Genomic DNA, 12,300 nt, shown 5'->3' with positions numbered 1-12,300 from the left:
ACCCGTCACTCGGTTCAGTGCCGGGGGTGTCCGCCGATGTCCTGGGCCTTCCACCAGCCACAGAATTCATCCAGCGCCGCCCACAGGCTGACTTTCGGGTCGTAGTCCAGATAATGCCGGGCGCGGCTGATGTCCAGGGTGAAATTTTTGTTCATCACCTGCATTCCCAGGCGCGACAGGGTCGGCTCGGGGCGCCCCGGCCAGAGTTTGCAAAAGCCCTCGTTCAGCGCCGCAACGCTGTAGGCCAGGCCGTAGGAACGGTACCGCGTGACCTGCGGGACTTCCATCTGGCGCATCACATAGTTGACCACGTCCCACACCGGCACGGGGGCACCATTGCTGATGTTATACACCTTGCCCAGCGCCGAACCGCTGGCCAGCAGACAGCTGAGCATGGCCTCATTGAGGTTCTGCACGCTGGTGAAGTCGACCTTGTTCAAGCCATTGCCGACAATCGCCAGGCGCCCCTTGCGCTGCATTTTCAGCAGTCGCGGGAAGATGCTCATGTCACCGGCGCCGGTGACAAAGCGCGGGCGCAGGGCCAGCACTTCGAGCCCGAACTCCTGGGCGCCGAAGACCTTCTGCTCGGCCAGGTACTTGGTTGCCGCGTAGGGATGCTTGAACCGCTTGGGCACTTGCTCTTCGGTCAGACCCAGGTGGTCGCGGCCATCGAAGTAGACCGACGGCGAGGACAGGTGCACCAGGCGCCGGACGTTTTGCTTGAGGCAGGCCTCGACCACGTTTTCGGTGACCAGCACGTTGCCCTGATGGAAATCCTGATAGCGCCCCCACACCCCTACCGCACCGGCGCAATGCACCACGGCATCGACGTCCACGCACAGGTCGCGCACCAGTTGCCCATCGGTCAGGTCGCCCTGGACGAACTGGGCACCGCGGCGCACCAGATGCTCGACGCTCTCGGCCCGGCGACCGTTGACCCGCACGTCCAGGCCCTGCTCCAGGGCGAACCGCGCAAAGCGCCCGCCAATGAAGCCGCTTGCGCCGGTGACCAGAATTTTCATGTATTGCTCCTACAGATGCAGTTCCAAGCTTCAAGCCACAAGCTGCAAGTTAAAAACGGTACGCAAGCTCTTCACTTATCGCTTGCTGCTTGACGCTTACCGCTGCTCCAACGGCACCAACCATTGGCTGGATAAACGCACCAGATGCTCGGTGAGTAAGCCGAGCAGTTGGCCACCATTGCGCCAATGATGCCAGTACAGCGGCACATCGATCGGTTTATCTGCCAACAACTCCACCAGCACACCGCGCTCAAGTTGTTCGCGCACCTGCAATTCCGGCACCAGGCCCCACCCCAGGCCCGCTTCGGTCAGGCGAATGAAACCTTCGGAAGACGGGCACAAATGATGCTCAAAACCGCCCTCGACGCCCAGGGACGCCAGGTAGCGATGCTGCAGGAAATCGTCAGGACCAAACACCAGTGCCGGGGTGCGAGCCAGTTGTTCGGCTTGCACCCCATGCGGGAAATGCCGGCTTATAAAGGCCGGACTGGCCAGGGCCCGATAACGCATGGCGCCCAGCAAGACACTACGCGCACCGCCCACCGGGCGCTCACTGGCACACAGGCAGGCCGCCACTTCTCCGGCACGCATGCGCTTGAGGCCGACGGTCTGGTCCTCTACTACCAGATCCAACAGCAAATGCTGTTCTGCACAAAAATCCCCCACCGCCCCCGCCCACCAAGTCGCCAGGCTGTCGGCATTGAGGGCGATGCGCAGGCGCTCGGGCAGGCCGGCTTCATCCAGCGCCGGCACCAGACTTTGCAGGTCGCGCTCAAGCAGGCGCACCTGCTGGACATGGTTGAGCAGACGCCGGCCGATCTCGGTCGGTGCCGGTGGCGTGGCCCGCACCAACACTGGCTGGCCGACCCGCGCTTCGAGCAGCTTGATCCGCTGGGAAATCGCCGACTGCGAGAGTCCCAGCACCTGCGCCGCGCGCTCGAAGCCGGCTTGCTCGACCACGGCAGCCAGAGCGGATAACAATTTATAGTCGAACATCAGTTTTCCTAATGAGCGATCAGCAATATTGGTTTTTCTTATACAGCTTGGAACAGGAGAATAGCCAGCATCCACTCTTGCCCAAGGATCAGCGACATGGCTGGCGAAACCTCACTCAACACCTTGCTGCGCAGCATGAGCCCGCACCTGAACGACGGCGAATACGTGTTCTGCACGATTGCCGACGGGCAACTGCCAGTTGGCTGCGAAATCATCGGCAGCTTTCGTGAACAGGAAGGCCTGACGGTGATCCTCGAACGCTCCAGCGCCCTGAAATGTGGGCTGGCCTTCGACTACGTGGCGGCCTGGATCACCCTCAACGTGCACTCGGCCCTGGAAGCTGTCGGCCTCACCGCCGCCTTCACCACAGCCCTGGGCCAGGCCGGTATCAGTTGCAACGTGATTGCCGGCTACTACCACGACCATCTGTTTGTCGGCCAGGGCGATGCAGAACGCGCCATGATCGTACTGACGCAACTGGCGGCGAACGCGGAGTAAGGCTCATGTGGCAAAGCTATGTAAACGGCCTGTTGGTGGCGTTCGGCCTGATCATGGCGATCGGCACGCAAAACGCCTTTGTCCTGGCGCAAAGCCTGCGCCGTGAACATCATCTGCCGGTGGCCGCACTGTGTGTGGTCTGCGACGCGCTGCTGGTGGCGGCCGGGGTGTTTGGCCTGGCCACCGTGCTCGCGCAGAACCCGACCCTGCTGGCCATCGCGCGCTGGGGCGGCGCGGCGTTCCTGCTCTGGTACGGCAGCCTGGCGTTGCGCCGGGCCTGTTCGAAACAGAGCCTGCAACAAGGTGAGGACCAGACTGTGCGCTCGTTGCGCGCAGTGCTGCTCAGCGCACTGGCGGTGACCCTACTCAACCCCCACGTCTACCTCGATACGGTGTTGCTGATCGGCTCGCTCGGCGCCCAACAGACCGAGCCCGGGGCCTATGTGGTCGGCGCGGCCAGTGCTTCTTTGCTGTGGTTCTTCACCCTGGCCCTCGGCGCGGCCTGGCTCGCTCCCTGGCTGGCTCGCCCCAGCACCTGGCGGATTCTCGACTTGCTGGTGGCGGTGATGATGTTCGCGGTGGCCTTTCAATTAATTGTCGCCAGTTGAATATCGCAAAAGGCTCTGGAACCTCTATCCCACACAGTTGTTGCGTGGTTATGCCGCACCCCCGGTGCTATGATCCGACACCTGCGCCGCAAAGAGTACAAACTCCCCGGCGCTAGTCTGGCCGCCCGTGATCGGCCTTGCGCTCACCGCAACTGACCTGATTAGGAGAATCACCATGGCTTTCGAATTGCCGCCACTGCCTTACGCACACGATGCACTGCAGCCGCACATTTCCAAGGAAACGCTGGAGTTTCACCACGACAAGCACCACAACACCTACGTCGTGAACCTGAACAACCTGGTGCCAGGCACCGAGTTCGAAGGCAAGACTCTGGAAGAAATCGTCAAGTCTTCTTCGGGTGGCATCTTCAACAACGCCGCTCAAGTGTGGAACCACACTTTCTACTGGAACTGCCTGGCGCCAAACGCCGGCGGTCAACCAACCGGCGCGCTGGCTGAAGCCATCAACGCTGCTTTCGGTTCGTTCGACAAGTTCAAGGAAGAGTTCAGCAAAACCTCCATCGGTACCTTCGGTTCCGGCTGGGGCTGGCTGGTGAAAAAGGCTGACGGTTCCCTGGCCCTGGCCAGCACCATCGGCGCCGGCAACCCGCTGACTAACGGCGACACCCCGCTGTTGACCTGCGACGTCTGGGAACACGCCTACTACATCGACTACCGCAACGTGCGTCCAAAGTATGTGGAAGCGTTCTGGAACCTGGTCAACTGGAAGTTCGTGGCTGAGCAGTTCGAAGGCAAAACCTTCACCGCTTGAGTCCGCTTGCTGTGCTGTGAAAAAACCCGGCATTGCCGGGTTTTTTTATGCCTGTGGCTGGCACCTGTCCCCACGCAAAACACTCCTGCCCTTGCTCCAGCGCCGCAGGCGGCTACCATCTAGCAAATACAAATATTCTCCCCTGCCCCTCAAGTTGCAGGAGGTGCGTACCGACACAATACAAATGGGCTTCAATAACCGCTTACCCAAGGTTATGCGGCCAGGCCGGCGGACAACATCCACCTGGCTCGATTGTCCCTTTGACTGCCATCACGGGATTGCCAATACTCATGGCATCTTGACGTTACCCGCACGGAACAAGGAATTACCCTTTGAAGCTGGAACTCAAAAACAGCTTGTCGGTGAAGTTGCTCCGGGTTGTGCTGTTGTCGGCATTGATCGTGGGTGTGGTCTTGAGCTGCGCACAGATCGTCTTTGATGCCTACAAGACGCGCCAGGCAGTGGCCAACGACGCCGAACGCATCCTCGACATGTTTCGCGACCCATCGACCCAGGCCGTCTACAGTCTGGATCGGGAAATGGGCATGCAGGTGATCGAAGGGCTGTTCCAGGATGACGCCGTGCGCATGGCCTCCATCGGCCATCCCAATGAAACCATGCTGGCGGAAAAAAGCCGTGAACTGCAGCATTCCGATAGTCGCTGGCTGACCGACCTGATCCTGGGCAAGGAGCGCACCTTCACCACCCAGTTGGTGGGTCGCGGTCCCTACAGTGAGTACTACGGCGACCTGAGCATTACCCTCGACACCGCCACCTATGGCCAGGGGTTTATTGTCAGCTCGGTGATCATCTTCATTTCCGGCGTATTGCGGGCATTGGCCATGGGGCTGGTGCTGTACCTGGTCTATCACTGGCTGCTGACCAAGCCGCTGTCGCGGATCATCGAGCACCTGACCACCATCAACCCCGACCGCCCCAGCGAACACAAGATCCCCCAGCTCAAAGGCCACGAGAAAAACGAACTGGGGCTGTGGATCAATACCGCCAATCAGTTGCTCGAATCCATCGAACGCAATACCCATCTGCGCCATGAAGCGGAAAACAGCCTGCTGCGCATGGCCCAGTACGATTTTCTCACCGGCCTGCCCAACCGCCAGCAGCTGCAGCAGCAACTGGACAAGATCCTGGTGGATGCCGGGCGCTTGCAACGCCGGGTCGCGGTGATCTGCGTTGGCCTGGACGATTTCAAGGGGATCAACGAGCAATTCAGCTACCAGACCGGTGACCAACTGTTGCTGGCCCTGGCCGACCGCCTGCGCGCCCACAGCGGTCGCCTCGGCGCGCTGGCACGCCTGGGTGGCGACCAGTTCGCCCTGGTGCAGGCTGATATCGAGCAACCCTATGAAGCCGCCGAACTGGCGCAAAGCATTCTTGATGACCTGGAAGAGCCGTTTGCCCTTGATCATCAGGAGATCCGCCTGCGCGCCACCATCGGCATCACCCTGTTCCCGGAGGACGGCGACAGCACCGAAAAGCTGTTGCAGAAAGCCGAGCAGACCATGACCCTGGCCAAGACCCGCTCGCGCAACCGCTACCAGTTCTACATTGCCAGCGTCGACAGCGAAATGCGCCGGCGCCGCGAACTGGAAAAGGACCTGCGCGAGGCCCTGCGTCGCGAACAGCTGTTCCTGGTCTATCAACCGCAGATCAGCTATCGCGATCACCGGGTGGTAGGGGTCGAGGCGCTGATTCGCTGGCAGCATCCGGAGCACGGACTGGTACCGCCAGACCTGTTCATCCCGCTGGCAGAACAGAACGGCAGCATCATCGCCATCGGCGAGTGGGTCCTGGATCAGGCCTGTCGCCAGTTGCGCGACTGGCACGACCAGGGCTTCAGCGACCTGCGCATGGCGGTCAACCTCTCCACCGTGCAACTGCACCACGCCGAGCTGCCACGGGTGGTCAACAACCTGCTGCAGATGTACCGCCTGCCGCCGCGCAGCCTGGAGCTGGAAGTGACCGAGACCGGCCTGATGGAAGACATCAGCACCGCCGCCCAGCACCTGCTCAGCCTGCGCCGCTCCGGCGCCTTGATCGCCATCGACGACTTCGGCACCGGCTACTCCTCCCTCAGCTACCTGAAAAGCCTGCCGCTGGACAAGATCAAGATCGACAAGAGCTTCGTCCAGGACCTGCTGGACGACGATGACGATGCCACCATCGTGCGCGCGATCATCCAGTTGGGCAAAAGCCTGGGCATGCAGGTGATTGCCGAGGGAGTGGAGACCGCTGAGCAAGAGGCCTACATCATCTCTGAGGGCTGCCACGAAGGTCAGGGTTACTTCTACAGCAAGCCGCTGCCGGCCCGGGAATTGAGTGCGTACCTGAAACAGGCGCAACGCAGCAACGTCTTGAGCCCGCTGTAGCAGCGTGTAGCAGCGGTCGAGCCCGCGAGGCCGCTGCTACACAAGTGCGTGGCGCGCTTGATCCCGCGTCGATGAATAAGAAATATTTCCAGGTACAACCCTTTACACATAATGCGAAAGATTTGCATTATGTCGCAGTTTTGCGCGTCCACCGCGCTTGTCCCTCATCTACCGAAGCAGGATGTTCGCCATGATTCGTATGCCTCTGGCTACCGCCAGTTTGCTGGCCATCGCTATTTCCCTCGCCGGTTGCGGCGAAGGTAAAGACAAGGCTGCTGCTCCTCAAGCGCCTACTCCAGCCGCCAGCACCGCAGCACCTGCTGCTCCGGCTGCCACAGGCAAAGTCGACGAAGCCGCTGCCAAGGCCGTAGTCGCGCATTACGCCGATATCGTCTTCGCCGTCTACAGCGATGCCGAATCCACCGCGAAAACCCTGCAAACCGCGATCGACGCCTTCCTCGCCAAGCCGAACGACGAAACACTGAAAGCCGCCAAGGCTGCCTGGGTTGCCGCTCGTGTGCCTTACCTGCAGAGCGAAGTGTTCCGCTTCGGCAACACCATCATCGACGACTGGGAAGGTCAGGTTAACGCCTGGCCCCTGGACGAAGGCCTGATCGACTACGTCGACAAGAGCTACGAGCACGCCCTGGGTAACCCGGGTGCCAGCGCCAACATCATCGCCAACACCGAAGTCCAGGTGGGTGAAGACAAAGTTGACGTGAAAGACATCACCGCGGAAAAACTCGCCAGCCTGAACGAGCTCGGCGGTTCCGAGGCGAACGTCGCCACCGGCTACCACGCCATCGAATTCCTGCTCTGGGGCCAGGACCTGAACGGCACCGGCCCAGGCGCTGGCAACCGTCCAGCCTCGGACTACCTGGAAGGCACCGGCGCTACCGGCGGCCACAACGATCGCCGTCGCGCCTACCTCAAGGCCGTGACCCAACTGCTGGTCAGCGACCTGGAAGAAATGGTCGGTAACTGGAAGCCGAACGTGGCCGACAACTACCGCGCCACCCTGGAAGCCGAGCCAGGCGAGACCGGCCTGCGCAAAATGCTGTTCGGCATGGGCAGCCTCTCGCTGGGCGAACTGGCCGGCGAGCGGATGAAAGTGTCCCTGGAAGCCAACTCGCCTGAAGACGAGCAGGACTGCTTCAGCGACAACACCCACAACTCGCACTTCTACGACGCCAAGGGCGTGCGTAACGTGTACCTGGGCGAATACACCCGTACCGACGGCACCAAGATGACCGGCGCCAGCCTGTCGTCGCTGGTGACCAAGGCCGACCCGGCTGCCGATACCGCCCTCAAGGCGGACCTGGCTGCGACCGAAGCCAAGCTGCAGGTCATGGTCGATCATGCCAACAAGGGTGAGCACTACGACCAGTTGATCGCCGCTGGCAACACCGCAGGCAACCAGATCGTGCGCGACGCCATCGCCGCCCTGGTCAAGCAGACCGGCTCGATCGAGCAGGCTGCTGGCAAGCTGGGTATCAGCGACCTGAACCCGGATAACGCTGATCACGAGTTCTGATCAACCCAGGCCAAGTCCCGTCATGAAAATGCCCCGCCTCGCGCGGGGCCAATGAGCCGGTCAGCCTGATCAAGAAGCCCTGCAGGCTCACGCTTGCAGGGCTTTTCTCGTTTTAAGGTGCACGACCATGATCGACGTAGAGCCCGATCAGATCCGGAAAATAAAGATATTCGCCTGGGCACCCACCGCCGGCAGATGAATGCCGCCGATCAACTGTACCAAGTGGTTGCTGGCTTGCGCCTGGCTGACCAGGGTTCGAGTCGCTGGCTCCATCAGGTCAACTCTCAGTGTCACATCATGGGGGCCCTCAACCACCTCGCCCAACGCTCTACGCAACGTCATCCAAAACAACTGATCGCTGCCCGCACGCCTGAACAGCAGTTCGGACGGCTGGTTGAACCCCGCGACCATTTCGTAACGGCTGCCCACCAGCCGCTCGACCATCAGCGTCTTCAGCGCTCTTTCGGTCCCCGAGACCACCGCCTCATGCATCAGCACTGGGACGCCATCCGTACTGAAATTCAGGCGGTGGTACAAGTCGGGAAAGGTTTCGAGTCGCCATGCACCTGCGGTCTTGCGGGTGATCGGGAGCAAGGACAGCGGCTCGCCCAACATAGGCAGCGCCTGGGCTGATAAAGAGCGCCAGCCCTGCAGTGTGCGCTGGAGGGCGGCAATCCCCCAGGCCGTCAGGCCTGTAGGATTGCCCAGGTTGAACAGCATGTTGGCAACCTGCGTCTGAGAGATTGACGTGAATGTCGGGAACGCGTCCGCCACATAAGCGACCAGTGATTTGATGAAAGGCAACTCAATTGAATGCATCCATCGAGACAGTGATTGCTCGAACGTCGCCAATCTTGGCTGCCTGTAGAGATCAGTACTGAGCATCCGCTCGAACGCCACAAAGCTGTTGGTGGGCATCTGTGGATCATGCATCAGCACGACACCGGTATTGATCGCGGCGCCTGAAGGTAGAACAGGGAAATAGCGCTCATCAATCTTGACGTAGTCACGCCCGATCCATTGCGGATCGCCACCGATACGCCGATAGATGCCCATCTGCGGGTCTTGTAACTGAACATGAGCCGGATCCAGGGTTTGCCCCCAATCGACAAACTGCTCGCTGGCAGGCCTGGCTGGGCGTGACGGCACGACCACCGGTTGGTTTGGCCCAGGAATCGGTTCTACCGGACGTGGACGACTTGGGCCTGGGACTGGCTCGACGGCGATGGGTCGAGCAGCCGGATCAACAATACCACCGCCACTCCATGCATTCGCCCAATCCAGACCTCTGAGGCGCATCTGGAATCGCGCGGGGCTCACGATCAGGTAGGTGTCGAAAATGCCTAACGCCCCCCCTGTGCGTAAGTAATGAACCAGGCTCAATCTGAACTCGATTTCGCGCCCAGGAGGAAACGCGAAGGACTCAAACACACGCCGGGCCTGGAACTCGTCAAGAAATGGATAAAGGTCCCTGAGTGCGCGCTCCGGTGAAAAACCTCCCAAGGCGGGCGCATCCGGGTGCGTGCCGATTTCCCACTGTCCAGCCCGATCCCGGCGGATCGGAGAATAGTGGTACTGAACCGGCTTGCGGGCATCCCTGACACGCCATGCTTGCTCAAATCCCTCATCCAGGATCGAGTACCAATGTTGGCCGTCATTGAGGAAGTACTGCTTGACTCCATCGACTGGCGAGAGCTTGTAATAAATGCCTTTTCCCTCCCATCCGGGGAGCGGGCTGAGGGCCTGCGGTTTTTTACCCAGGGCCATTTGCGGATTCAATCTTCGCGCCCCTGAAGCCAGCCTTGGGACCGCTTTGGGTGTGGCACCTGCAAGCCCCTTCCCGACTGCGCCATCCACCAGAGCGCCGGCGAACTCTCCCAATGCCCGGACAACGTGATGGGCGACACCTTCCCGATCTGCGATTTTCGCCGCATCAACGGCGTTAAAAAGCGAAAACAGACTCCTGGCCAGGCCGATAGGCAGTGTTACGCGGATCGGCAAAACCATGGTCACCACATCAAGCGCGATACCAGCAACCGTCAGACCGGTCTCGATATCAGTTTGCCCGGTGGTGGTGGTCTGGGCTGCCGCGTCATTGATCGCGAAACTGACTTCAATTTCATACCCCACCTCGAAGAAGTTATCCGCGATCCGCGCAAGGCTGACCGTGGAGACATCCCCCCGCCCTTGCACTGAAGCCCGGACCTGGGGCTGGAACGCCAACTCCACTCGCCCGACCAGGTATTCGCGCCACTGGCTGTTATGAATGAAGTCTCTCATCAGGTGCTCCCGGGGGTACTCCCGAAACACCCGCCCGTCTGGTGCCTGGGGCGTATACACGACAATGGTGCCGCTGCCGGCGGTCGACGTGCAAAACAGCAACACGCCGCGAACCAACTGACCACGCAGCTTCAAGTGCTGCACGATAATCCGGTGGTCTTCGACCGGAGCACGCTGATCGTTGTCGACAGGGTGATCCAGCACCACGGTCACCCAATTGAATCCACGCGCCAGTCGATCCGGTAAAAAATCACCGTTGATCTTGGCTTCGATGGCATCCAGGCGCAGTTGCTGGGCCATGAGTCGGGCAAAAGTCTGTTTGTGCAGTGCAGCCTGCGTGGAAGTGATCAGGTTGGCTTGCAAAAAATCTTGATAGGATTGGCCGACATTCAGGTTGCGCACCAAGTCTTTGACTTGTTCGACCGTCAAACCGTCATAGGTGGGCAATCCCGCGGCGGGATTGATATTCGGTGACGGCGTAATGCGGCTGGGCGTCGCACCGCTCGAGGCTTTCACGTTCAGCGTAGAGTAATTGCTGAAATTGAAGTCCAGGCCCCCGACATTCTCCAGGGCCAGCTCTGTCAGGGTCCGCGAACGGTATCTGCGTTGCGCCCCCCCAGGCTCGCGGATGGTGGACGCAGGTGCACCCGGCGCATACGTCACTGGCGGCACATCGGGCTCCCGAGTGGTGACGAGGATGTCATCCGGGTTCACCGTCAATCCGTGTTCAGACTCAAGCGCCACGCGCAGTTGTCGATTGCTGTACGCCAACAGCGAGCGCCGGTCGCTGAACTGACTGAAGGAAGGCAGTCCTTCGCTGTCCGACAAATTGGCCAGCGTCTGGCCATAGAGGGTGAACGCCGATGCCCAGGCCTCTTTGTCGACGACCGAGGCTCCCGCGAGAAAAGCCCGCAGTCGTGCCTGCGTACGCTTTTTGTTCCTGGCCTGCAGTACCGCATCGATCGTGAACGCGCGCCGCAAATCGGTCACTCGGTCCAGCGCACGAGGCAAGTTGGCCATCTCGGCGTGGATACCCATCGCCTGGTAGCGGGCGATGGTCGAGGCAACATTTTGCTGGATCAACCGGCACTGCGACTCGATGCCGAATGTGAAAGGCGAGTCCAGTCGCTCCAGATAAAGCATCTGGTCGCCAACCGGCGCAACACGATGCAGGGCCAGTACGCGCTCGTGATCGTTGTCGGCAATCATCTCCAGCAAGCTGGCGAACTCGACGCCGTGCCCCAGGCGACGGTGCAACTCACGATCAAGGCTGGCCAGCGAGTCGAACTCTTCAAAGCCCTGCATTTGGGAGAACAACAGCACCCACCCGACGTTTGCAGTCGGTTCGATGGGTCGAACCGCAGGCGCGCGGGCATCGATCTCCCAACCGGTCTGCGAGTCCTGCGGGTTACGCGAAGTGAGGATAAAGGCGCCCTGCATCTGGATCGCAGGTGCCTCGCCCTGTTTGAGTGCCAAACCATAGACACACGGACGATAGCCCGGCAGCGCCTGGCGGGCCGCGGCATCCGGATAACGCAGCAGTTTGTCGAACAGCGTTTGCGCGTTGGGGCTGAGGAGCTCATCGCACCTGAGCAGCTCAAACTCGGTTTTCAGATGCGTGAGCCTGACCTCCTCCAGCCACTGTTTGTGGGTTCGGTTGTCTGTGGGGCTCAAAGGCGTGTCCCAGTAGCGCTGCAGATACAAGGGGTATTGCACCAGCAACCCGTCGGCCAATCGATCGAGAAACCCATCGAATGCCTGGGCCTTGAGCGCCGAAAAGCGTTCAGTGGCGCCACCGGCCTTGGGCACATGGTAGAAGTCGGTCTGCCGACTGGCATAACTCGCCGCCTCACCACTGACGATGCGCTGCACGGCAGCATCCATCAGACTGGGCATCAGTGACAGCGGCTGCGCGTCATCAGTAGCCGAGGATGTCGTGGGCGTTTTTTCTCGGGACTGGACATAGCTGTGCCGAAGATCCAGAGGGGACGCCAGTTCGGCAAAGTCCTGATCGAAGTGGTGCTGCACGAACCCATGGAAAACCGGCTGTGTCTGAAAGCGCTCAGTGACCTGGACGTCCAGATCCGATAGTTGCTGGCGCAAACTGGACTGCCCAGCGCTGTCTCGGGAGTTCAACTGCTCGTTGAGGAGGGAAGGCGGTACGTATTCATTCAGCATGGGGAAACTCTACGGTGACGGAGTG

The 12,300-nt window shown here is 60.6% G+C and carries 8 protein-coding genes; 5 read left to right on the top strand and 3 right to left on the bottom strand.

Going from position 1 to position 12,300, the window contains the following annotated elements:
* Positions 1-14: 14 nt before the first annotated feature.
* Entirely contained in the window at positions 15-1,022 is a 1,008-nt protein-coding gene (locus tag ACIOVD_RS04380) for an NAD(P)-dependent oxidoreductase (protein WP_095165858.1), read from the bottom strand.
* 96 nt (positions 1,023-1,118) lie between these two features.
* A complete protein-coding gene (locus ACIOVD_RS04375; protein ID WP_401126329.1) occupies positions 1,119-2,018 on the bottom strand; it encodes a LysR family transcriptional regulator ArgP in 900 nt (299 codons plus the stop codon).
* 96 nt (positions 2,019-2,114) lie between these two features.
* Between ACIOVD_RS04375 and ACIOVD_RS04370 the strand changes: the two genes are divergently transcribed.
* The 5 genes from ACIOVD_RS04370 to ACIOVD_RS04350 all read left to right on the top strand — a co-directional run bounded on the left by ACIOVD_RS04370 (position 2,115) and on the right by ACIOVD_RS04350 (position 7,817).
* Positions 2,115-2,516 carry an ACT domain-containing protein gene (locus tag ACIOVD_RS04370; RefSeq protein WP_401126327.1) on the top strand — a complete coding sequence of 134 codons (402 nt, stop codon included), beginning with the start codon at positions 2,115-2,117 and terminating at the stop codon, positions 2,514-2,516.
* Between the two features lie 5 nt (positions 2,517-2,521).
* Positions 2,522-3,124, top strand: a complete 603-nt coding sequence (locus tag ACIOVD_RS04365) for a LysE/ArgO family amino acid transporter (RefSeq protein ID WP_095165863.1) — start codon at positions 2,522-2,524, stop codon at positions 3,122-3,124.
* A gap of 175 nt (positions 3,125-3,299) precedes the next feature.
* Positions 3,300-3,896, top strand: a complete 597-nt coding sequence (locus ACIOVD_RS04360) for a superoxide dismutase (protein WP_095165865.1) — start codon at positions 3,300-3,302, stop codon at positions 3,894-3,896.
* A gap of 332 nt (positions 3,897-4,228) precedes the next feature.
* A complete protein-coding gene (locus ACIOVD_RS04355) occupies positions 4,229-6,283 on the top strand; it encodes a bifunctional diguanylate cyclase/phosphodiesterase (protein ID WP_095165867.1) in 2,055 nt (684 codons plus the stop codon).
* A gap of 190 nt (positions 6,284-6,473) precedes the next feature.
* A complete protein-coding gene (locus ACIOVD_RS04350; protein WP_401126324.1) occupies positions 6,474-7,817 on the top strand; it encodes an imelysin family protein in 1,344 nt (447 codons plus the stop codon).
* Positions 7,818-7,964: 147 nt separating this feature from the next.
* Here the strand turns inward: ACIOVD_RS04350 and ACIOVD_RS04345 are convergent, their stop codons facing one another.
* Positions 7,965-12,275, bottom strand: a complete 4,311-nt coding sequence (locus ACIOVD_RS04345; RefSeq protein WP_401126323.1) for a dermonecrotic toxin domain-containing protein — start codon at positions 12,273-12,275, stop codon at positions 7,965-7,967.
* Positions 12,276-12,300 lie beyond the last annotated feature (25 nt).

Source organism: Pseudomonas sp. NPDC087626 (assembly GCF_044743405.1).
GTDB lineage: Bacteria > Pseudomonadota > Gammaproteobacteria > Pseudomonadales > Pseudomonadaceae > Aquipseudomonas.
Note: the sequence above shows the minus strand (reverse complement) of the source record. Positions and strands in the feature narration are given on the sequence as shown.

Coding starts and splice junctions, on each gene's coding strand:
- ACIOVD_RS04370 (WP_401126327.1), top strand. CDS start 2,115: ATGGCTGGCGAAACCTCACTCAACACCTTGCTGCGCAGCATGAGCCCG.
- ACIOVD_RS04375 (WP_401126329.1), bottom strand. CDS start 2,018: ATGTTCGACTATAAATTGTTATCCGCTCTGGCTGCCGTGGTCGAGCAA.
- ACIOVD_RS04365 (WP_095165863.1), top strand. CDS start 2,522: ATGTGGCAAAGCTATGTAAACGGCCTGTTGGTGGCGTTCGGCCTGATC.
- ACIOVD_RS04350 (WP_401126324.1), top strand. CDS start 6,474: ATGATTCGTATGCCTCTGGCTACCGCCAGTTTGCTGGCCATCGCTATT.
- ACIOVD_RS04360 (WP_095165865.1), top strand. CDS start 3,300: ATGGCTTTCGAATTGCCGCCACTGCCTTACGCACACGATGCACTGCAG.
- ACIOVD_RS04345 (WP_401126323.1), bottom strand. CDS start 12,275: ATGCTGAATGAATACGTACCGCCTTCCCTCCTCAACGAGCAGTTGAAC.
- ACIOVD_RS04380 (WP_095165858.1), bottom strand. CDS start 1,022: ATGAAAATTCTGGTCACCGGCGCAAGCGGCTTCATTGGCGGGCGCTTT.